This window comes from Phnomibacter ginsenosidimutans (assembly GCF_009740285.1).
Taxonomy (GTDB): domain Bacteria; phylum Bacteroidota; class Bacteroidia; order Chitinophagales; family Chitinophagaceae; genus Phnomibacter; species Phnomibacter ginsenosidimutans.
Genome location: NZ_CP046566.1, coordinates 616,395 through 638,220 on the forward strand (window position 1 = coordinate 616,395; position 21,826 = coordinate 638,220).

Annotated in this window: 25 protein-coding genes; 6 read left to right on the top strand and 19 right to left on the bottom strand. The window is 47.6% G+C overall.

What is annotated here, in order from left to right:
- Window positions 1–23: 23 nt before the first annotated feature.
- A complete protein-coding gene (locus tag GLV81_RS02645; protein WP_157476607.1) occupies window positions 24–782 on the bottom strand; it encodes a UDP-2,3-diacylglucosamine diphosphatase in 759 nt (252 codons plus the stop codon).
- Between the two features lie 133 nt (window positions 783–915).
- On the opposite strand from GLV81_RS02645, the gene GLV81_RS02650 reads away from it, so the two are divergent.
- Together GLV81_RS02650 and GLV81_RS02655 are read left to right on the top strand one after the other, a co-directional pair.
- On the top strand, window positions 916–2,007 hold the full coding sequence (locus tag GLV81_RS02650) for a tetratricopeptide repeat protein (RefSeq protein WP_157476609.1): 1,092 nt from the start codon (window positions 916–918) through the stop codon (window positions 2,005–2,007).
- Window positions 1,952–2,662: a hypothetical protein gene (locus tag GLV81_RS02655; protein ID WP_197428876.1), complete on the top strand. Its 711-nt coding sequence runs from the start codon at window positions 1,952–1,954 to the stop codon at window positions 2,660–2,662. Before GLV81_RS02650 ends, GLV81_RS02655 begins: the two co-directional genes overlap by 56 nt.
- 17 nt (window positions 2,663–2,679) lie before the next feature.
- Here the strand turns inward: GLV81_RS02655 and GLV81_RS02660 are convergent, their stop codons facing one another.
- The 4 genes from GLV81_RS02660 to rsfS form a co-directional block, all read right to left on the bottom strand.
- Window positions 2,680–3,117, bottom strand: a complete 438-nt coding sequence (locus tag GLV81_RS02660; RefSeq protein WP_157476613.1) for a gamma-glutamylcyclotransferase family protein — start codon at window positions 3,115–3,117, stop codon at window positions 2,680–2,682.
- Window positions 3,118–3,167: 50 nt separating this feature from the next.
- Complete coding sequence (locus GLV81_RS02665) at window positions 3,168–3,812, bottom strand: LutC/YkgG family protein (protein WP_246186200.1); 645 nt, start codon at window positions 3,810–3,812, stop codon at window positions 3,168–3,170.
- 20 nt (window positions 3,813–3,832) lie between these two features.
- Window positions 3,833–5,917 (bottom strand): ATP-dependent zinc metalloprotease FtsH, encoded by a 2,085-nt coding sequence (gene ftsH / locus GLV81_RS02670; protein ID WP_157476617.1) that lies wholly within the window; start codon window positions 5,915–5,917, stop codon window positions 3,833–3,835.
- A gap of 90 nt (window positions 5,918–6,007) precedes the next feature.
- Window positions 6,008–6,373 (bottom strand): ribosome silencing factor, encoded by a 366-nt coding sequence (gene rsfS, locus GLV81_RS02675; RefSeq protein WP_157476620.1) that lies wholly within the window; start codon window positions 6,371–6,373, stop codon window positions 6,008–6,010.
- Window positions 6,374–6,509: 136 nt separating this feature from the next.
- On the opposite strand from rsfS, the gene GLV81_RS02680 reads away from it, so the two are divergent.
- Window positions 6,510–7,220, top strand: coding sequence for a biotin--[acetyl-CoA-carboxylase] ligase (locus tag GLV81_RS02680; protein ID WP_157476622.1), 711 nt, complete (start codon window positions 6,510–6,512; stop codon window positions 7,218–7,220).
- Between the two features lie 42 nt (window positions 7,221–7,262).
- Here the strand turns inward: GLV81_RS02680 and GLV81_RS02685 are convergent, their stop codons facing one another.
- The 3 genes from GLV81_RS02685 to bcp form a co-directional block, all read right to left on the bottom strand.
- On the bottom strand, window positions 7,263–7,562 hold the full coding sequence (locus tag GLV81_RS02685) for a DUF4157 domain-containing protein (RefSeq protein WP_157476624.1): 300 nt from the start codon (window positions 7,560–7,562) through the stop codon (window positions 7,263–7,265).
- A 43-nt stretch (window positions 7,563–7,605) separates the two neighbouring features.
- Window positions 7,606–7,971: a hypothetical protein gene (locus GLV81_RS02690; RefSeq protein WP_157476626.1), complete on the bottom strand. Its 366-nt coding sequence runs from the start codon at window positions 7,969–7,971 to the stop codon at window positions 7,606–7,608.
- Between the two features lie 112 nt (window positions 7,972–8,083).
- Window positions 8,084–8,542 carry a thioredoxin-dependent thiol peroxidase gene (gene bcp, locus GLV81_RS02695; protein ID WP_157476628.1) on the bottom strand — a complete coding sequence of 153 codons (459 nt, stop codon included), beginning with the start codon at window positions 8,540–8,542 and terminating at the stop codon, window positions 8,084–8,086.
- 42 nt (window positions 8,543–8,584) lie between these two features.
- Between bcp and carB the strand changes: the two genes are divergently transcribed.
- Window positions 8,585–10,354, top strand: a complete 1,770-nt coding sequence (gene carB / locus GLV81_RS02700) for a carbamoyl-phosphate synthase large subunit (protein WP_246186201.1) — start codon at window positions 8,585–8,587, stop codon at window positions 10,352–10,354.
- Window positions 10,355–10,431: 77 nt separating this feature from the next.
- Here the strand turns inward: carB and GLV81_RS02705 are convergent, their stop codons facing one another.
- The 11 genes from GLV81_RS02705 to GLV81_RS02755 form a co-directional block, all read right to left on the bottom strand.
- The gene (locus tag GLV81_RS02705) at window positions 10,432–10,839 is read right to left on the bottom strand and encodes a hypothetical protein (protein ID WP_197428877.1); all 408 of its coding nucleotides are present in this window, start codon (window positions 10,837–10,839) and stop codon (window positions 10,432–10,434) included.
- Window positions 10,814–12,775, bottom strand: a complete 1,962-nt coding sequence (locus GLV81_RS02710) for a class I SAM-dependent methyltransferase (protein ID WP_157476632.1) — start codon at window positions 12,773–12,775, stop codon at window positions 10,814–10,816. The genes GLV81_RS02705 and GLV81_RS02710 overlap by 26 nt, the downstream gene beginning before the upstream one ends.
- Window positions 12,756–13,691: a glycosyltransferase family 2 protein gene (locus GLV81_RS02715; protein ID WP_157476634.1), complete on the bottom strand. Its 936-nt coding sequence runs from the start codon at window positions 13,689–13,691 to the stop codon at window positions 12,756–12,758. The genes GLV81_RS02710 and GLV81_RS02715 overlap by 20 nt, the downstream gene beginning before the upstream one ends.
- 156 nt (window positions 13,692–13,847) lie before the next feature.
- The gene (locus tag GLV81_RS02720) at window positions 13,848–14,273 is read right to left on the bottom strand and encodes a hypothetical protein (protein ID WP_157476636.1); all 426 of its coding nucleotides are present in this window, start codon (window positions 14,271–14,273) and stop codon (window positions 13,848–13,850) included.
- A gap of 22 nt (window positions 14,274–14,295) precedes the next feature.
- Window positions 14,296–15,000 (bottom strand): hypothetical protein, encoded by a 705-nt coding sequence (locus GLV81_RS02725; protein ID WP_157476638.1) that lies wholly within the window; start codon window positions 14,998–15,000, stop codon window positions 14,296–14,298.
- A 44-nt stretch (window positions 15,001–15,044) separates the two neighbouring features.
- A complete protein-coding gene (locus GLV81_RS02730) occupies window positions 15,045–15,602 on the bottom strand; it encodes an RNA polymerase sigma factor (protein ID WP_157476640.1) in 558 nt (185 codons plus the stop codon).
- A gap of 134 nt (window positions 15,603–15,736) precedes the next feature.
- Window positions 15,737–16,000, bottom strand: a complete 264-nt coding sequence (locus GLV81_RS02735) for a helix-turn-helix transcriptional regulator (RefSeq protein ID WP_157476642.1) — start codon at window positions 15,998–16,000, stop codon at window positions 15,737–15,739.
- Between the two features lie 81 nt (window positions 16,001–16,081).
- On the bottom strand, window positions 16,082–17,047 hold the full coding sequence (locus tag GLV81_RS02740; protein ID WP_157476644.1) for a transketolase family protein: 966 nt from the start codon (window positions 17,045–17,047) through the stop codon (window positions 16,082–16,084).
- Between the two features lie 138 nt (window positions 17,048–17,185).
- Window positions 17,186–18,241 (bottom strand): UDP-glucose 4-epimerase GalE, encoded by a 1,056-nt coding sequence (galE, locus tag GLV81_RS02745; RefSeq protein ID WP_157476645.1) that lies wholly within the window; start codon window positions 18,239–18,241, stop codon window positions 17,186–17,188.
- An 89-nt stretch (window positions 18,242–18,330) separates the two neighbouring features.
- Entirely contained in the window at window positions 18,331–19,530 is a 1,200-nt protein-coding gene (locus tag GLV81_RS02750) for an inorganic phosphate transporter (RefSeq protein ID WP_157476647.1), read from the bottom strand.
- A gap of 53 nt (window positions 19,531–19,583) precedes the next feature.
- On the bottom strand, window positions 19,584–20,231 hold the full coding sequence (locus tag GLV81_RS02755) for a DUF47 domain-containing protein (protein WP_157476649.1): 648 nt from the start codon (window positions 20,229–20,231) through the stop codon (window positions 19,584–19,586).
- 205 nt (window positions 20,232–20,436) lie between these two features.
- Between GLV81_RS02755 and GLV81_RS19170 the strand changes: the two genes are divergently transcribed.
- Both GLV81_RS19170 and GLV81_RS19175 read left to right on the top strand, forming a co-directional pair.
- Window positions 20,437–20,994, top strand: coding sequence for a glycoside hydrolase family protein (locus GLV81_RS19170; protein WP_197428878.1), 558 nt, complete (start codon window positions 20,437–20,439; stop codon window positions 20,992–20,994).
- On the top strand, window positions 20,985–21,725 hold the full coding sequence (locus GLV81_RS19175) for a glycoside hydrolase family 28 protein (protein ID WP_246186415.1): 741 nt from the start codon (window positions 20,985–20,987) through the stop codon (window positions 21,723–21,725). Before GLV81_RS19170 ends, GLV81_RS19175 begins: the two co-directional genes overlap by 10 nt.
- Window positions 21,726–21,826 lie beyond the last annotated feature (101 nt).

Sequence of the window (21,826 nt, forward strand, 5' to 3'; positions counted from 1 at the left end):
AAATATGATAAAAAAGAAACGCATCAACCTTCGTATTTGTGCAACTGCATTTGCTCGCCATCAAAAACAGCGTAGGTAAAATGAATAATCCAATCGCCGAGGTTTACATACCAGCTGTTATTGGGCAATGCATGTATACCTGGCACATGCCTGTGTCCGTAAACGAAATAATCAGCATGTTGTTGTTGCAACACTTCGCGGCTATGAATCATCAGCCATTCTTTATCGGGTCCCCAAAATTCTTTTTCATGGTCGGCCACGGCTTCGCGGCTTTTGCGACTGAAAAAATTGGCGAGGCCCATGCCAATGACAGGTGGTAGCATGCCGAAAGCCCATTGGCACAAGGGGTTGCGGAATATCTTTTTCAACAACTTGTAGCCATGGTCGCCGGGGCCAAGGCCATCGCCATGGGCGATGTACAATTGCTTACCCGAAAACTCAAACCATTTTGGCCCAAAGTACACGGGGATGTTTAACTCTTCCTGAAAGTAGGTTTTCATCCACATGTCGTGGTTGCCAACAAAAAAATGGATGGCAATGCCTTTGTCGGTCAGGTCGGCGAGTTTGCCCAAGAGCCGTACATAACCTTTGGGAACAACGTATTTGTATTCGTACCAAAAATCAAACAGGTCACCAACAATAAAAATGACGGCAGCTTCGTGTTCAATCTCGTTGAGAAACCGAATGAGTTTGTTTTCCCGCTGGCGGCTGGCAGCAGCATTGGGGGCGCCCAAATGAAAATCAGAAAGAAAGAAAACCTTTTTGCCGGCGGGTAATTGCATGGCACAAATGTAGGCGGATGCCAGTAATTGGCATCCAGCGGCAGGGCTTTAAATGCAGTAAAGCGTTTTGTTTTGGCTACGCAAAACAGTACTTTCCTGCCTGATTTATTTCTATACGTTTTAATTCCGCCCTATGAAATGGCCACTCCTCATTACCGGAACCGTCATTAGCATCTTTGTCGCATTCCTGTTGTCAACATTCGGCTATCAAACGCAGCCGGCTTTTGTGTCTTATCAGGCATACCTGCAAAATAAAACAGCCATAGGCTGTGCCTCATCAGGAGATGCAAGCTTTGATTGGCGGGTGGATGAACCACAAATTCCATTGCTGCAAGGCTGGGGAAGTTTCCGTTGGCATGTGACAGCCGCCAATGATTCTGCGCAGGTGTATTTTAATCAGGGCATCAACATGTATTATAGTTTTCACATGATTGAAGCCAAAGCTTCGTTTGCCAAAGCCGCCCGGTTCGATCCGGATTGTGCCATGGCGTATTGGGGACTGGCGATGGCGTACGGAGTAAACTATAACTATGCAATGCTGCAAAATGCACCGGAAGCCATGGAAGCCATGCGCAAAGCCAAGGCTACTGTAAACAATGAATCTGGATTAGAGCAGGCACTTGTAGCTACGCTTACTGCCCGCTACAATGCAGATACAGCGGTGAGCAGAAGTCAGCAGAACGCTGATTACGAAAAAGCCATCAGGCGGGTGTTGGATAAATATCCTGATGACGCTAATGTACTTGCTTTGTACGCCGATGCATTGATGGTACAGCACCCATGGGATATGTACGACATCAATGGAAGCCCCAAGCCATGGACACCTTCCATTGTAACGGTGCTTGAGCAGGGGTTAGCTAAACATCCTCATCATCCAAGCCTCAATCATTTGTACATACATGCGATGGAAGGTGGCGTAAAAGCTACCGATGCTTTGCCCAGTGCCTGGCGCCTTAGCACTATGATGCCGATGGTGAGCCATATGGTGCACATGCCTTCGCATATTTTCATTCGTACAGGCTATTACAAAGAAGGCATGCTGGTAAATGATTCTTCCATCAATGGATTCAATGAATACTATGCACAGTTTCCCGAGGTGGAGGGCGATGCTTATTTATACCTCATACACAATTTGCACATGAAAGCAGCATGCACCATGTATAGGGGCAATGCGCAAGATGCAGCTTGCTGCGGCCAAGGAATTGCAGGATGCAGTGCCTGGTAAGTATATGGAAATGGGTGCTGGCATGGGTAATTACATGCAGTATGCCTACAGTACTTCTATCATGGCACAAGTGCGTTTTGGGCAGTGGGATAGCTTGCTGGCTGCACCACGCATCCATCCGCAATTGAAGTATGCCTGGGCTATACAAAGTTTTGGCAAAGGCATGGCATGGCTGAAAAAAGGCAACACAACAAATGCAACAGCTATGCTTAAGGATCTGAAAAGTTTGAGTAGCGATGCATCGTTGCAGGAGCAGTTTGAAACCATTAACCCTGCTATTAAAGCTTTGGGTATTATGACTGCAATACTGGAAGGCAGCATAGCCTGGCAAAACCAGCAGCTGGATAAGGCGATTGCCTTGTATGAAGAAGCAGTGAAACGGGAAGACGGCTTGATGTATCAGGAACCCAGAGATTGGCTGTTGCCTGGCAGGCATTATTTGGGGGCTGCATTGTTAGCGAAGCGGCAGTTTTCCCGTGCTGCATTGGTTTATCAACAAGAACTTATCATCAATCCGAAAAACGTTTGGAGCCTGTATGGATTGTACAAAGCACAATCTTCCTTGGGTAAAGCGAAGGAAGCTGCACAAACAAAACTGCAATTGCAGCAAGCCGCCAAAGACGCAGATGTACAGCTACAAAGTTCTGTCATGTAGTAGCCGTGTGATGATGATTATCGATGTTTCTCCTGCTGGTATTGCAGCACATCGCCTGAAGGAATGAAGGGTTTGCCTTCAATAGAACGGGCATACCAATATACCCATGCATGCGTGGTTTGTCCGCCATCACGGTATACCGTTACTACATCTCTGCGATAGAGCGGGCCGCCACCGTCTTCATTATCATAAATGCCTTCGTAATCGTCGAGTTGTGCCATAGCCCAATCGAGTTCGTCTGCATTCTTGATGCGGTACAGTTCGCCAATGATATAGGCTTCATCATGTGTTGGCAATGCAGCGGGGTATTCGCCTAAATCGTAGAGTCTGCCTTTGATGCGACCCGTAGCCAACAATTCAAAATAGCGGCTCATTAATTCGTACACCGGGCTATTAAAACCTTTGCGCAGCGAACCATATACAAACAACTGAATTCCGGCTTCTGGCGTACTCATACATTCATTACTTAGTGTGGGCTAAAGGTCACGAAGTACAGGCATATTACCTATAGCGTTTCAGTTAAAAAACAGAACACTTCTTTGGGGCCATGTACGCCCGTTACCAAAGTTTTTTCAATATCGGCGGTGCGGCTGGGGCCACTGGCCAAGCTGATAAATGAAGGCAATTGCTGTCCGTAACGTTGTTGCATCAGCTGCATGGCATCGCTTATATCGTACACCAATTGCTGCACACCCGCCAGGCAAATATGAATGGGTGCGTACACACTGCTGGTACGGCCGCTGCTGGCAGTACTACTCAGCAATAAGCTGCCAGTACGGGCCACCAATGCTTCGGCTCCGGTGATGCTGGCATGACAGTCGGCGAGTGTTGTATGCCAGCCATGCTGCCAACCTGCTTGCTCCAGCACATGGCGCAACTTTTCATCGGTGCAATACCATTTGTGGATGGCTTTTTTTTCTGCCAGAATATTGAGTTGCGCTACACATTCTGCCACGTTGAGACAGTAGGCAAACTGACCTTGTATCTGCGAAAATTGTTCTGCAAATAAGATGGCCAAATCTTCGCCATCGGCAGGGGGCAGCACCTGCTGTACAGGCACCTGTGTATGCTCAGGAAATGGAACAGGCACTGAGGTTGTCAGTGCCTGTTTTATCTTTTGAAGTATGCGTTGTTTTGCGTTGTCAGGCATCAGCCCAAAAGTACGTGGTACTAAGCCTCTGGCAAAATCCCAGTGTTGTTGTCTGTTGTGTTGTCGGTAGCAGCAGGAGTGTCTTCTACTTCGGCAGCAGCATGTGGCGCAGGCGTTTCATCTACAATGTGCACATGGCCTTTCACTTCAAACGGACGCTTGCCAATCAACTCTTCTACATCGCTTTGGAACAATACTTCTTTTTCGAGCAGGGCTTTGGCCAGCTTGGCTACATCGCCTTTTTTCTCTGTCAGCAGTTGTAGTGTACGCTTGTAAGCGATGTCGATAATGCCCCGTACTTCCTCATCAATGATTTTACCTGTTTCCTCGCTATAAGGCTTGGTAAAGGTTTGGTCGCTGTTGGGGTCGTAGTAGCTTACGTTGCCTACTTTTTCATTCATGCCGTACACTGTCACCATACCATAAGCGGTACGGGTTATTTGCTGCAGGTCGTTGCTGGCACCGGTCGATATTTTGCCGAAGAAAATTTCTTCCGCAGCACGGCCACCAAGTGTCATACAAATCTGATCCATCAGCTGGTCGGTGTTGTACAGGTACTGCTCTTTGGGCGTGTACTGTGCATAGCCAAGTGCTGCGGTACCGCGGGGCACAATGGTTACTTTCAGCAGTGGATAAGCATGCTCCAGGTGCCAGCCACAAATGGCGTGTCCGGCTTCGTGGTAGGCAATGATTTCTTTTTCTTCGGGGCTGATGAGTTTGTTTTTCTTTTCCAAACCACCAATCACACGGTCAATGGCATCCTGAAAGTCGCTCATGTCTACCGCGTCTTTTCCTTTGCGGGCAGCAATCAGGGCTGCTTCGTTACACACGTTGGCAATATCCGCACCGGCAAAGCCAGGTGTTTGTTCGGCCAGCTTGTGAATATCCAGCGTGGTAGATACCTTAATGGGCTTCAGGTGTACTTTAAAGATTTGCTCACGGCCGGTTACATCAGGTCTGTCGATGCTGATTTGGCGATCGAAACGACCGGGGCGCAGCAGGGCGCTGTCCAACACATCGGGGCGGTTGGTAGCAGCCAGAATGATAATGCCGGTATCGCCACCAAAGCCGTCCATTTCTACCAGCAACTGGTTCAGGGTATTTTCCCGTTCGTCGTTGCTCATGATGGCGTTGCGGCCACGGGCACGACCAATGGCGTCAATTTCATCAATGAAAATGATACATGGTGCTTTTTCACGGGCCTGCTTAAACAGGTCACGTACACGGCTGGCACCCACACCCACAAACATTTCTACGAAGTCGCTACCGCTGAGGCTGAAGAAAGGCACTTTGGCTTCGCCGGCCATGGCTTTGGCCAGCAAGGTTTTACCGGTACCCGGAGGGCCAACCAGCAAAGCGCCTTTGGGTATTTTACCACCCAGTGCTGTATACTTTTTGGGTTGTTTCAAAAAGTCTACTATCTCCATCACTTCCACCTTGGCTTCGTCGAGGCCCGCTACATCGGCAAAAGTGATGTTCACTTTCACGTCTTTATCAAACAGCTGGGCCTTGCTTTTGCCAATGTTGAAAATGCCACCGGCACCACCGGGGCCACCGGCACCGCCACCCATTTTGCGCATCATGAGTACAAAAAAGAGTACCAGCATGCCAATGGTCAGCAAGGTTTGCATCACCGGACCTACCCATTCTGCTTCGTCATCTACCTTGGCTACGAGCAGCGGCAGTTTGTTGTCTTTCTGAAATTCGCGGAGCTCTACGTTCCAGCTGTTCCAGTCGGTGATTTTGAATTCAAAATGCGGACCGGTATTGTTTTTGGCAATCAGTGCTTTTTTGAATTTTTCCTGATAGTATGGTTTGCTTAAGCTGGCAGCTTTGATGTACACCCGCACCAGGGCTTTGTTGCGTACTTCAATTATGAAGTCTACATCGCCATTGCGGTACATTTCTTCCAGAAATGTTTTCTTATCAGTTTTCAGGGCATCGCTGCCGGTGCTGAAATACTGGAAACCCAGCAGGATAACCACAATAACGGCGTAGAGCCAGTACAGGTTGAACCTGGGGCCACGCTTACCGGGTTGCTTATCATCACCACCCGAATTCTTCAGAAACGGGGGCTTGTTATTTTGTCTTTCTTCTGGTAACATAGATTGGAACGCTTCGTCTGGTTTATAATGTCCGGTCGACTAAAAGGTTTGTGCGGATGGATTAAAAATAACTAAAAGGTATGTAAGTTGTCAGGATGGATGATGCAATTGGGCGGGAGCATCACTCCACATTTCTTCGAGTTGGTAAAAAGCACGGGCATCGGGCTGCATAATGTGGATGACCACATTCACGTAGTCGACCAAAATCCATTTGGCATGCTGAAAACCTTCCTGGCGATAAGGTTGTTCGCCGGTGGCTTCTTCTACTTTATGCTGAATGCTATCGGCAATGGCTTTTACCTGTGTGCTGCTGCTGGCCTGGCAAATGATGAAAAAGTCGGCCACAGATTCTTGAATCTTTCGCAGGTCAAGCGACATTACTTCTTCGCCTTTTTTGTCGAAGATGCCTTCAATGATGCTCTTGAATAATTTGGATTGACGGGATATGCGCTGCATGCGAACGTCCGATGTAGGTAGTGCTGATTTCTTCAATGCGATGTGCTTTATAAGCGTTGTTTTTTTGTCGTCGCAATATCGCAGGTTTCTATGAGAAGCTTCTGCTAATTTCGCCTCAAAATTTGCCAACAGCGGCATGAACTTACCCACCATCGGTCATTCTTTCGAGGTTTTCGACACTATCAACAGTACCAACATGTATGCCATGCAGTGTATACGTGAAGGAATGGCTGTTCATGGCAGTGTGTATTTTGCCCATGAGCAAACCCAGGGCCGCGGCCAATGGGGTAAAAAATGGTGGTCGGAGCCGGGCGAAAACATACAACTGACCATGGTGCTGCAACCGCTGCAACTGGCGCCCAGTCAGTATTTCAGGCTTAGCGCAGCTATTGCTGCCGGGGCATACGATTTTTTGCATCACCATGCCCAAGGCGGCTGGAATATTAAGTGGCCGAATGATTTGTACTGGGGTGACAGAAAGGCAGGTGGCATACTCATTGAAAATGTGATGCAGCAAAACCAGTGGCGCTGGGCGGTGTGTGGCATTGGCATCAACGTAAATTCTACCCGGTTCGACCCGGCACTACCCAACCCCACCTCGCTGAGTTTGGTAGCAGGGCGCCGTTTTAATGCGGAGCTATTGGGGCGCAGCTTGTGTGTATTTGTAAAACCGCCGTTGGCAGCAGCTGATGGAGCCCCGGGGCTGGAGCCGCATTCTCAACGATTACAATCAGGTGCTGTTTGGGGCGGGGCAGCTGCACAAGCTTCGTCAGCAAAACACAACAGCACATTACCGCATACAAAGTGTAAACGAGCAAGGCCAGTTGATAGCCGGCGAAAATGGTGAGTATCATTTTCAGCATGGCGAAGTGGAATGGCTACTGGGCGATTAAGGTACCTGCTCTGCAGCACGGGCTTCTACTTCAAAGCGGTTGTTGTAGTAACCGTTTTTTATCCATTCAAATACATAAAGGATCAGAAATTTCACCACGCCGTAGCGTTGGTATTGGGCTACATGTGCCAGCTCGTGTTTTACCCATGCGGGCTGCTGCAAAAAATCGGCTTTGTTTACGCCCCACAAGTAAATGCGTCGGCCAACCACCATGGCTACCCGCTGGCTACCCATTTTGAGTGCAGCTATTTTGGCGAGCCAGGCATTTTCTACCACAATTACTTGAGGAGGCAACATGCCACAAAATAACAGCGGCAGCTATTGCTACCGCTTGAAAAAATTAGTTGTTGAGTGCACCACCATCTACCCAGCAAGCAATGATGGCTTTTTCGGCGCTGGTGAGGCTACCTGTTTGTGGCATGGTGCCCGCATTTACTGCCGACTTAATGGCCGCGGCTTTGGCGCTGATTTGGGCATGCGTGGTGAGCACTCCACCGGTATTTACAGAACCGCTGGCATGGCACCCGCTGTTGATGGCGCATTTGGTTTGAATGAGTGGCAATACATTGGCAGAAAATTTGGCACTTACGCCATCGCAACTGTTCACAGAGCCGCCGCCACCACTACTATTGTTGCTTTTACTACAGGCCACTACAGTTACAGCAAGCGTAAGCATTACTGCACAAGCACGAATAATGATTTGCATGGTTGATAGATTTGAATTGGAAGAAAATCAGAAAAATCAGGTTTTCCAAGATAAGTACGCTCAACCGGCAACAATAGATGCGTAAGCAGGAATTTTATGGCCTGAAAATTATTTACAACCCAAAACCCGCCAGCACTTCTGCCGCATGATCTTTGGAGTTGGGCTTGCTGATGATGTGTCGAATGATGCCTTTTTCATCGATGAGGAATGTGGTGCGGTGAATGCCATCATACACTTTGCCCATAAACTTTTTTTCGCCCCATACACCAAAGGCTTGCACAATGGTTTGGTCTTCGTCGGCAATGAGGGGAAAGGGCAGGTCGAATTTGGCTTCAAATTTCTTGTGGCTTTTTACACTGTCGGTGCTGATGCCCACAATTTGGATACCCGCTTTTTGTAATACAGCATAATTGTCTCTCAGGTTGCAGGCCTGTGTGGTACAGGTGGGCGTATTGTCTTTTGGGTAAAAATAAATGGCCAGTTTTTTGCCTTTAAAATCTTTGAGGGCAATTTTTTTTCCATTTTGATCGGGTCCGGAAAACGCCGGCGCCTTAATGCCTGTAGTCAACATGTGCAAGTATTTGTTTATATAACAGCGGTATAAGTCATTTGTTTGCAACCCAAAAGTGGCGCAGCAGGGGCCAAAGATGTGTGCCGTAGATGGAACGGATCGGAAATTTTTGCCCCAAGCCTGCTGCGGGCTTACTACATTTGCCGCCAAAACGCACAAGCAAGCAGCATGCCCAGAGATCATTCTATCAAATCGGTACTCATTATTGGTTCTGGCCCCATCATTATTGGCCAGGCCTGCGAATTTGACTACAGCGGCACTCAGGCGGCCCGAAGCCTTCGGGAAGAAGGCATCAAAGTCATCCTCATCAACAGCAACCCTGCCACCATCATGACAGATCCAATGATGGCCGACAGGGTTTATTTATTGCCGCTGACTGTGGAAAGCATTGAGCAAATTTTGCAGGAAAATGATATTGACGCTGTACTGCCTACCATGGGTGGTCAAACAGCCCTCAACCTGGCCAAAGAAGCCGAAGAGCTGGGCATTTGGAAACAATACAATGTTCGCCTGATTGGGGTAGACATCAAAGCCATTGATAAAGCCGAAGACCGCGAACAGTTCCGCCAGTGGATGATTCGCCTGGGCGTACCAGTGGCACCTGCCAAAACCGCCAACAGCTTTTTGGAAGGCAAAGAATTTGCGCAGGAAATTGGTTTCCCATTGGTGATTCGTCCGTCATTTACCTTGGGTGGTACAGGCGGTGGTTTTGTGCATGGCAAAGAAGATTTGGATGAAGCCCTCAACCGCGGCCTCACTGCTTCGCCCATACATGAAGTGCTGGTAGAAAAAGCCGTACTCGGTTGGAAAGAATTTGAACTGGAACTCCTCCGCGATAATGCCGACAACGTAGTGATTATTTGTACGGTAGAAAACTTTGACCCCATGGGGGTACATACCGGCGACAGCATTACCGTGGCTCCGGCCATGACGCTGAGCGATACGGCCTTCCAACTGATGCGTAATACCGCCATCATGATGATGCGTGACCTCGGCAACTTTGCCGGCGGTTGCAACGTACAGTTCTCCCTCAATCCGGAAACAGAGGAAATTATCGCTATCGAAATCAATCCACGTGTGAGCCGCTCATCGGCACTGGCATCAAAAGCAACGGGTTATCCCATTGCCAAAATTGCTGCCAAGCTGGCCATTGGTTACAACCTCGATGAATTGAAGAACCAAATTACCGGTAGCACCAGTGCCTACTTTGAGCCGGCGCTAGACTATGTAATTGTAAAAATACCTCGCTGGAACTTCGACAAGTTTAAGGGTGCTGATGACACACTTGGCTTGCAAATGAAGAGTGTGGGTGAAGTAATGGCCATTGGCCGCAGCTTTAATGAAGCAGTGCAAAAGGCTTGTCAGAGCCTCGAAAACGAGGCCGTGGGTTTGGGCTACTATGGCAAAAGCCTGATGCATGCCGAAGAACTGCTGGAATACATCAAGACACCGAAATGGGACCGCATTTTCCGTATTAAAGATGCGCTGATGGCAGGTGTATCGGTGAAGAGTGTGGTACAGGCTACCAAAATAGACCGCTGGTTTATTTACCAAATCCGGGAGCTGTGCAAGCTGGAGCAAGAGATTGCGAAATACACCATTGATACCATACCGCAGGAGCTGATGAAGGAAGTAAAACGCCAGGGTTTTAGCGATGAGCAAATTGCCCGCATCATGCGCAACTGTACGGCCGACCAGGTGTATGAAAAACGGAAAGCATGGGGCATTACCCGTGTGTACAAACTGGTAGATACTTGTAGCGCTGAGTTTGAGGCCAAAACCCCTTACTACTACAGCAGCTTCGAAGGATAACGTTCTTGTATTTTTGTACTTCAGGCCGGGCCTTTGCTCGGCCTGTTTTATTTCTTGAAACAGCTGAAAAAGTAAAACTACAGTTGTTTTTTTCGTGTATAAAAAATAGCACCAGCAATACTGTCGCTAATGGTGTAGTGTTGTTGCACGTATGCTGCAATAGCCGGTATCGACAACAGATGCGATTGCTTAAACTGGAACCGGTGCGGATCGGGTCCGCCGGTGTTGTCAACTATCAACGGCGTTTGTCTTTTTTCCAAATCGTAAATAAACTCAGCTACCCGTTTTGGTTGCAAAGGCCCTTTTTGAATAATCCACCAACTGTCTGCCAGTCTTGCACCCATTGGACGTGGCGCCTGCACATAATAGCGATCGGCGTGACCCCATACCACCATGGGTTCATTTTCATCAATCTGTGCACGTATGCCTTGCAGTATTTGTTCATCTGCTGCCAAATGATTAGTGTTGGCTTGTTTGCGCCACATTTGGTTGACCATTACCTGCCCAATGATGATCAGGTGTTGCGCCTGCCAACAACCACTTTCGTTGTTCTTGAGTAATGGCAGCTATCTGCAAGAGCGGTGGAATCCAGATGTAAAAAAGGTAGTGCGGTGTGTTCCATCCACTTTGGATAACAGCGTAAAAATTAGCCAATAAAAAGAGTAGTAAAAACCATTGTGGCACATTACTGAATGCTTTTCGTTTTGCTTGTAGTATTGCTATGGCGAGCATGCCAAATGCACCTGCAATCAATATTGCCGAATCAGTAGTACGCAATAAGAAGCTGAATACTCTACGTGGTGAATACCGGTGCCAGTAGCTATCGCCTGCATAGTCTTCGGTGTATGCGTAAAAGAAATAGTTGTTGAAATAATCGTTCATGAAATCGGCCCACAAACCCCGCTGCCAAAAAAAGAAAGCTACCAATGCTACGGGTAATAATGCTGTTGCAGCAATCAATATGAGTTGTTGCCATTGCTTGCGGAAAAGAAATAAGGCACAGGCAGCAACACCAATAAGCATACCTGCGGGTGCGTTTTGAAACTTGAACAACGGCAAACTGCCCAGCAATATTCCCAACAAGACTGTATGATAACGTTTAACGGATTGCTGCCAAATGTCATGCAGCAGATGCAGGCAATACATTGTAATCAACAGTGACGGAGCCTGACAATTGTAGCTGGTATAATCAATGATACTAACGGTGGCGAGTGTGGCAAACAAGATGCAGCTCAATTGCCAGGCTTGCAATGCATTTGTCAATTTAGCCATCAATGATGCGGCTATTGCAAATGCACCTGCGTACATGAGTATGCCTGCTACATCGGCCCACACATACGTGAGTGGCATGCCTATTTTGTGCAGCAATACAAGAGGCAATACCGTCAGCGGCCGGCCTTCATTGGTAGTGAGTAATGACCAAACCGGATCGGACAATTTGCTTACAGTTTGTGCGGATGCCAACCAAATAGATGCATCTGGCCCTGTTTCAATTGTAGCGATATAGCACAACCGAAAAATGAGCAATAGCAAGGTGTTGCCCAACAAGGCTACAGAAAGTCGAATGCGTTGTGAATGCAATAGCCAGCCAACAAGACCAAAGCCTGCAATCAACAATATTCCGGTAAGTAGGTGTAGAAGCATGCCTATGGTTTGTGTTGTAATACTGTAAAAACACTGGTACCCCAAAGGAGGATTGCGCAGCCATTTGCGTTCAAACTGTAGCAGTGAGAAACAGCAGTTGTTTACAGCAGCAGCTGGCATGGCAATATCAGACTGGATGTGATCGGCTGATTTGATGCCTGTATGGTGTAGCAATAATTTCCACTTGCGAATGGTCCATACCAATGGTGAAAGCAAGAAATTCCAATAACGGTTTTCCAATACTTGTAGGTCGGCATTCGCTGCATATTGCTGAAGGTCTTTCGCTGTAAAACGTTTGATGACACCCACGTGGTAGTCGTGTGTGCCTTTAAATGCTTTAAAAGCATTGTTGTTGGTGATGATGATGCCGCCAGGCTTCAATAAGCCAGTAAACTGTTGCAATACCGAAACAATCTCTTCATCAATTAAATACGTGAACACATCCATACAGCAAATCACATCGAACTGTCGACCGTAAAAATGCTGTCCCACTTCTTGTAGGTAGCCATACACAATATTGGGCAATCCCGTTTTTTCACGGGCAAAGTTCACAGCGTCTGAAGAGGCATCTAACGCATGCAGATTGTTGTACTGTTGTTGCTGCAACTTTACCAACAGTCCTCCTGTGCCACAGCCTGCATCTAAAATATCAATGTTTTTTTGCTGCAAGAAGTAATGCTCAATGCTGTGCAGCACTTGTTGCTGCAAGTGTTTGTACCACCAGAAATTCGTTTCTGATTCATGCATCAATGCATACTCATGCTTCTTGCCGATCATCTTTTCCGCTTTGTTGCTTAATTACATACTGTGGCCAGCCATTTTGTGTCATCATGATTTTGCCCAGGTATTCGCCCAGCAATCCCATCGCAAAAAACTGCAGGCCCATTACCAGCACCAGCGTAATCCAAACAATGTGTTCTGCTTTGTAGTATTCTTCAAAAAACCAAAGCAGAATGGTTTCGAACACAACGGCCAATAAGCCGAGTGCAATAAACAACCAACCCGACATGAATAAAATACGTAACGGACGCGGACTGCAGATGATGAACATATTGAGAAACAACGACACCAACCGACGGATGCTGTAATTGCTTTTGCCTTCCTTTCTTTTTTGATGATCGACCAGTTGGCTGTCAACGTTGCGGGTGACTGCAAAAATGAGTCCGTCAATAAAAGGGTACGGCCCTTTGTAGCGAATGATTTCATCAATCACCGGGCGGCTGATGACCTTGAAGCTTGAGAGATACAAATGCTTCGGTTTGTCCATCAGTTGACTGATGAGCCAATTGAACAACCGGCTCCCCATATTGCGAAAGAGGGAATGTTCTTTTTTGCCATAGTTGGCATATACCACATCCAAATCGTCTTGCTGTGCTTTTTGCAAGAGCTTTAAAATTTCAGTGGGTGGGTTCTGAAAATCGTCATCAATAATAGTGGCATAATCGCCTTTGCAATGATTAAGGCCACACATCACGGTATTGAACTCACCAAAATTTCTACGCAAAGAAATGGCTTGCACATTGGGGTATTGCTTCGCCAGTTGCATAATGATTTTTCCGCTGCGGTCGCGGCTGCCATCATTTACCAGTACAATTTCAAATGAGGTATGGTGAAGTGATGATTGCAGCAAATCCACCAGCGGACCAATGGTATGCTCACTATTGTAAACAGGAATAATAACGGATAACAACATGCAGCAAATGGGCTGGGGTAAGGCAGCAGAGCAAATATAGTTGTGGCTTTCCATCCATCAGAAATCAGGCAATCAACATTCCACAGCAATCAATAAAAAAGCCACCCAAGGGGCGGCTTTTTTTGCTTACTGCAGTATAAATAGCGTAACGGAAGCTTATTGACGAGGACGAACCATTGGCGGCCGGCCCATGCCCGGGCGTTCACCCGCTTCACGACGGCGCTGTAATTCTTTGCGCAGCATATCGCCCCAGGTACGTTCGGCCCGTATCAGTCGATCAAATTTTTGTTCGCTGATGCATTTGGTAAACTCAGGTTTGTACTGCTTGCGCATGTTCAGCAGTTTTTCTTCCCAATCCAGCTCAGAGCCTTTCTTGTCGCGGTGCTCCTGCATCATGCGGCGCAGGTCGCCCTGATATTTGTTGTATACCGGCCAAAACTTTTCGGCTTCGGCAGGAGTGAGCTCCAGCTGCTTGCTGATGAAGGCAATGCGCAATGCTTCCAGCGCATCCTCTTTTTTATCCTGTGCCTGCGCTACAAAGCCCAAGCCCAGCATCCATACGAATAACAAAATCTTTTTCATGACTATGCGTAGAGTTGAACCATTAAATATTTTTTTGGGTAACAGGTATTTTATCGAGTTGATCACTGATGGCTTCGGTGGTTACTGATTGTAAGGCTTGCTCAAAGTTGTCGGTTTCGAGCAGGTAAGCGGCTTGTGTGTGGCTGCTGGTCTGTTCTGTTTCTGCAAATGCTGATTCGAGTGTACTGGCATCCAGATTGGCCAATTGCAGGCTGATTTCTTGTGGAATAGCCACGGTATCTGCAGCCAGCGTTGCTATATCCAAGCCTGTGCTGTTGGTTTGGTTGTTATTGTTGCTGAGTTGCCAGATACTGAATCCGCCAATGAGCAACACAGCTGCTACGGCCATACGCCACCACATTTTTTTACTGCTCATGCTTACCACTTTGGCGGGCTGGGGCAGGGCAGGAGTAAGCTGCTCAAAATAACCGGCAGGTACATGGTACGGCATTTCCTTAGAGATGCCTGCGAGTGTGGGAGCAATATCGGCCAGTTCGTGGCAGCTGTTTTGCTTACGAATGAGCTGCAGCATATTGTCGGCAAAATTGTCGAAGTAGCCTTCGGGCACAGTGCCGGTTTGTGGGGCGGGTGTTACTTCTATCAGCATATGGTCGGCCAGATACTCAAAGTAGCCTTCGGGTACGGCGTAGGGCATGCGGCGGGTAATACCAGCCAGTGTGGGTGCAATGCTTTGCAATTCGGTTACTATGTTGGGGTCGGTGGTCATTTTACTATCTATCAGACGGTTGTTTTGTTAATTGGTTTAACAGCTCAGGCGTGTTTTAAAATGTATTCTTCAATTTTTTTAGCGGCATGGTGGTAGCTGGCTTTTAATGCACCGGTGGTGGTGCCCAGCATCTTGCTCATTTCTTCGTAAGGCATTTCATCGTAGTAGCGCAGGTTAAATACCAACCGTTGTTTTTCGGGCAATTGGTTGATGGCCAATTGCAGGCGCCATTCCAACCGGGTGCTGTCAAAATGTTTGTCGGCCTTGATGCTGTTTTCAAAGTCGTAGCTGCTTTCCTCATCGCTGAGGCTTACAGCGGCGGTCTTGCGTTTTTTCTGCTCCAAAAAGCTGATGCTTTCATTGGTGGCAATGCGGTACAACCAGGTGTACAGTTGGCTGTCTTCCCGAAAATTGGCCAGGGCATTCCACACTTTTACAAACACATTTTGCAGCACGTCGTTGGTGTCTTCGTGTTCAATCACCATGCGGCGAATGTGCCAGTAGAGCTTCTCCTGGTATTTTTTGATGATGGCAGTATAAGCCCGTTCCCGCAGAGCAGGTTCGGCAAACTGCGCCAGTAATGTTTTGTCGTCGAGGTGCATGCAGCAGGGGGGATATGGTCAAAAATACAATGCTATGACCGGAAGTGACAGGGATGGTTTAATACAGGTTGATTGAAAACAAGAGCGGCGATTACTTGCTACAGTAATCGCCGCCGATGTATATGTCCCGTGGTTTAAGCCACTTCTTCTATCAGTTGCTGGTTGCCCAAGGTTTGTTTTTTGCGTTTCAGCCGATGAATTTCAAACTCATCGTCAAAGTAGTCATACACATTTTCGCCAAAAATGCGGCTGAGTGCTTTGCAATGTCTTACCGTAAGCTCGGTGAGGTTGTTTTCAATTTTGCTGTAAGCGGCCTGCGAAATACCCATTTCCATGGCCACAGCATCTTGTTTCATCCCCTTTTTTTCTCTCAGTTGTTTGATGATTCCTCCAGGCATGGTGTAGAGTTTTAGGTATAACTGCAAAATGCCCAAAATGTTTCAACAAAACCCCAAAGAAATGCAAAAGTGTTGCAAAGGTTATTTTCTGGCAATGGCCTTCTTGGCTGCTGCTACGATGTTGGGTGTATCCAAACCGTATTTTTTCAGCAAATCAGCAGGCTTACCACTTTCGCCAAAAGTATCGTTGGTACCAACAAACTCAATGGGTACAGGCTTATTGCGGGCAGCTACCTGTGCTACGCTGTCGCCCAGACCACCGAGCACATTGTGCTCTTCGGCAGTTACTGCACAGCCGGTTTTGCTTATGCTGGCAATGATGGCTTCACTATCCAGCGGCTTGATGGTGTGAATATTGATGACTTCGGCAGAAATGCCTTCAGCTTGCAATGCACGGGCAGCTTCAATGGTTTTCCACACCAGGTGGCCGCAGGCAAAAATGGAAACATCGGTACCTTCTGCCAGCAGCTGTGCTTTGCCAATCACAAAATCGCTGCCGTCTTCGGCGGTAAAGTTGGGCCACTTGGGGCGGCCAAAACGCAGGTATACAGGGCCTTCGTATTCGGCAATGGCCATGGTGGCAGCCTTGGTTTGGTTGAAATCGCAAGGCACAATCACCGTCATGCCGGGCAGCATTTTCATCAGGCCAATGTCTTCCAGTATTTGGTGAGTGGCACCGTCTTCGCCCAGTGTAAGTCCAGCGTGGCTGGCGCATATTTTTACATTCTTGTGGCTGTAGGCAATGCTCTGGCGAATTTGATCGTACACACGGCCGGTGCTAAAGTTGGCAAACGTAGTGGTGTAGGGAATGTAGCCGCCAATGGTAAGGCCAGCTGCAATGCCCATCATATTGGCTTCGGCAATGCCCACTTGTACAAAACGCTCCGGAAAGTCTTTGATGAAAGGACCGAGCTTCAAAGAGCCGGCGAGGTCGGCCGTGAGGGCTACCACTTTGGGGTTGCGCTTTCCGGCTTCGTAAATGCCTTCACCAAAACCACCACGGGTTTCTTTTTCATTTTGTACTACTATATCAGATAACTGGGGCATAGCTGAAATTTTTTGTGCCGCGAAAATAGTTGTTAAGCCGCAAGGCTTCCTAAAAAAGTAATGTGCAGCAAGTAAAAAAAAGCACCCAGGCTGGCTGACCAACAGGGTGCTGTAAAAAAGTTGTATTTATTCTTCCAATTAGTTCAAAAAAGCTTGCTGCATGCCTTGCAGGGTTTCGTCCTGCCGTATGCGCTGCTCCCATTGCCAGGCACTGCTCATCATATCATCAAGATTGTATTGGCAGTTCCAGCCCAGCTCGGTTACGGCTTTTTCATTGTTGGCATAAATGGCTACAATATCACCGGGGCGGCGTGGGCCCATGGTATAGTTGAGTTGTACACCGCTCACTTTTTCAAAAGCGTGGATGGCTTCGAGCACTGTTACGCCATTGCCGGTACCAAGATTGAATACATCCAGTTGCTGCTGGCTGGCGCCGCTCATCAGCCGTTGAATGGCCAATGTGTGTGCATGCGCAATATCGCAGATGTGGATGAAATCGCGGATGCAGCTGCCGTCACGGGTATCGTAGTCGCTGCCATGTACATGCATCATGGGTAATTTGCCAATGGCTGTTTGCGTAATAGCCGGTACCAGGTTGGCCGGCTTGCCCAGTGGCAGTTCGCCAATGAGGGTAGAAGGATGCGCACCTACCGGATTGAAATACCGCAGCAAAATGCATTTGGTAGTACCCAGTTTGGCTACTTCGGCTATCATTTGTTCGCCCATTTGCTTGGTAAGGCCATACGGGCTTTCGGCAGGTTTTACCGGCGATGCTTCCGTCACCGGAATGCTATCGGGACTGCCGTAGACCGTGCAAGACGAAGAGAATACAAAATGCTGAATGGCAAACTCACGGGTGCATTTCAGCAAATTGATGAGTGAAATAATATTGTTCTCAAAATAAAGCAATGGCTTTTCTACGGATTCGCCCACGGCCTTGTACGCTGCAAAATGAATGATGCCCGAAACATCCGGGTTTTCTTCAAACACTGCCCGTGTTTCTTCAAAACTGCAGAGGTCTACTTTATAGTTTTTGATTTTACGACCGGTAATTTTTTCAACGCCTTCGAGCAGGTAAGTAGTGCTCCGGCTATTGTCATCTATAGAAATTACGTCAAACCCGTTTTCAATTAAATCGACGATGGTGTGTGAGCCTATGTAGCCGCAGCCACCAGTAACAAGAATTTTTGGCATGGGCCAAAGTTAAACAAAGCAAGTGGGGTATTCATGCAAAAAATGCGACCCGTTTGAGTCGCATTTTTTGCTATAAAAAAGGAAGCCGTTTAAGAAGCGTAGTAGTGGCTCACCAGGTAATAAACACCGGCAGCCAGTGCAGCACTCACGGGAATGGTCAAAATCCAGGCCCAGAGCAGGTTGAGCGTAACGCCCCAGCGTACAGCACTCAAACGCTTGGTAGCACCCACACCAATAATAGAACCGGTGATGGTATGCGTGGTGGATACTGGTATTTTTAACGCCTCAGTTACAAAGAGGGTAATGGCGCCGGCAGTTTCGGCAGCTACGCCTTCAAACGGAGTAACCTTGGTAATGCGGGTGCCCATGGTTTTTACAATCTTCCAACCGCCACTCATGGTGCCAATACCAATGGCTGCATAACAAGCCAACGGCACCCAAACGGGCATGTCGTGAAAGTCGCTGATTTGTCCATCGGCTATCAGGGCGGCTGTAATAATGCCCATTACTTTTTGCGCATCATTACCACCATGGCCAATGCTGAAAGCGGCAGATGACACCAGCTGCAACCGTTTAAACCACTGGTTGCTGCGGGCAGCATTCAATGTACTCAGGAAGAAGGTGAACACTGCCATGACCAGCAAAATAAACGCCAGCAATAACCACTTAAAGTTGGAGCCATGAAAAATCACTTTCACAATGTAGCTGTCGAAGTGCGTCTTCAGCTTATCGGGGTTGGTTTCGATGTTGAAATACAAAAACAGCATCACCAAACCAATCACAATAAGTGAAATGATTTTGGGGGCAGGCCCTTTGCGAAACGAGTTGATAAACCACAACGAAATGATAAAGGCAACCAGCATGCCCACCAAAGGAGCCAACACAATGAAGCTGGCAATTTCCATCACCTTTTCACTGTTGACAGAATTGAAACCGGCATGGGCAATGGCCGCACCAGCAAAGCCACCAATGAGGGTATGTGATGAAGAAGAAGGAATACCAAACCACCAGGTAAAGAGGTTCCAGGCAATGGCTGCAATAAGGCCGCTGAAAATAACCGGCAGGGTAATGAATTCTTCGTGTACCGTTTTGGCAATGGTATTGGCTACGCCGTGGTCTTTGAAAATAAAGAAGGCTACAAAGTTGAACACCGCAGCCCACACCACCGCCTGAAAGGGGGTCAATACTTTGGTAGAAACGATGGTAGCAATGGAGTTGGCGGCATCATGAAAACCATTGATGTAGTCGAAGATGAGTGCCAACGCTATAATGACAATCAGAAAAGTCATACGCAGAATTGTGAATGATAAGGATTCGGGATGAAGAACCGCTTGGGCAGGCTTTAGGCGTATTTAATGATGATGGATTCAATCACATTGCCGGCGTCTTCAAACTTATCGGTCACCAGTTCCAGCACCTGATAAATTTCCCGCTTCTTAATCACTTCTTTGGCATCTGGCTCTGTAGCAAACAGGCGTTCAATGCTCAGGTCAAACACATCGTCGGCCTGGTTTTCGATGCTGTTTACCCGCACCAGTGCATCGGTAATGCTGCGTACATTTTTCATGTTGCGCAGTTCTTTTACCGCTGTTTGTACTTGTATACAACCTTGCTCAATGAGGTCGGCAAATTTGGAAATGCCAATATCGTTGGGGTTAACCCGGTAGAAGTTGATTTTTTTGGCAGAAGCGTAGATGTAATCTGCAATATCGTCGAGGGCAGAGGCCAGATAGTGAATGTCTTCGCGGTCGAACGGTGTAATGAAGTTGCGGCCGAGTTCGGTAAAAATGCGGTGGGTCACTTCATCATTTTTGTGCTCCAGGTCTTCTACTTGCTTAATGAGGGCTGCACGTTTGTCGTAGTCAGTTTCAGCTACAATTTCTTTGAGCTTCTTCCCCATTATTTCGAGGTTGTCGGCTACGTTTTCAAACAAATCGAAGAATACCCGGTCTTTGGGCAGAAAAAATTTGAGTACAGAATTGAGACCCATAATGTGGTTGTTTTTAGCGGGGCAAAGGTCAGCCGATACAGGCTCAGGAAACGCATGTCCTTATTTGGTAATAATTTCTTAACAATGAAATAATGTAGCAGCTGCAGCGCCGAAAGCCTGCCGCCCTTATATCAATCGTTTGCGGACAGCACAGGACAATTGGCTTTGGCCGTTGGCTACTTTTATTGGGCTAATCGTTTGCCCTATGAATACATTTCGCCTGATGGCCATTGTACCAATGCTGTTGTTTGCCATTGCAAGTTCCGCTGCGCCTTTTTTTGGACCCGACAGCCTGCATAAAACGTACATCATTACCCAACACGGCGTGGGCACCGATAGCAACCAGCTGAGCACCGCGGCCATTCAACAAGTGATAGACAAAGCCGAAGCCGCCGGTGGCGGTACCATTGTGGTGCCGAAAGGCGTGTTTTTAACCGGCGCCTTGTTTTTTAAACCCAACACCAAGCTGCAATTGCAGGAAGGGGCGCAGCTCAAAGGCTCCGATGATATTAGTAATTATCCGTTGCTGCCCTCCCGTATGGAAGGCCGCAGCATTTACTACTATGCGGCTTTAATCAATGCCTATCATGTAGACGGTTTTGAAATCAACGGCCCCGGTACCATTGATGGCAATGGGTTAAAGTTTTGGAAGTACTTCTGGTTTTACCGCGACTCAGTAAAAAAGAAGGCCGCAGTGCGACCAACCTCGAAGTACACCGGCCTCGTTTGGTATTTATTTGGGGCAGCAACCATGTGCAGATAAAAAATGTGAAACTGCACAATGCAGGCTTTTGGACCACGCACTTATATCAGTGCAACAATGTATTGATTGAAAACTGTGATATCCGTTCGCCATTTGCACCGGTGAAGGCACCCAGCACCGATGGTATTGATATTGATGTGTGTAAAAACGTGACTGTTCGCAAATGCTATATTTCGGTAAATGATGATGCGGTGTGTGTAAAAGGCGGGAAAGGGCCCGATGCACATTTGCGCAGCGAAAACGGTGTGGTAGAAAATGTGCTGATTGAAGATTGTGTGTTTGGCGAATCGCATGGCACACTTACGTTTGGCAGCGAAAGCATTCATGCCCGCAACATTGTAATGCGCAATTGTGTGATGGAACACAACACGTCCATCCTGCGGTTGAAAATGCGCCCCGATACGTATCAGATTTATGAAAACGTACGCATCGAAAACATCACGGGCAAATGTGGTACTATTATTAGCATGGCACCTTGGACGCAGTTTTTTGATATGGGTGGCAGCACTGCCAAACCCTATGCACAAGTTCGCAATATCGTTTTCAGCAACATAGAAGTACAGTGTGCAAGCCTCGGCACCATGGAAGGAAATCCCATGGATACCGTAACTGCAGTGCAGTTCAACAATGTGAAAGCTACCGCCAAAGCTCCGGTGTTGAAAACGCCTTACAAAGCAGGCATAGCAGTGAACAATGTGTTGGTAAACGGACAGCCGTTTGAATGGAAGTGATAAAGCCCCATAATGGCCGCTGCACTTACCGGAATATTCATGGGTAGGTTTCGCCTTTGACATTGATTAACGCAGGAGTCGATAAAGCGCAATACATTTAT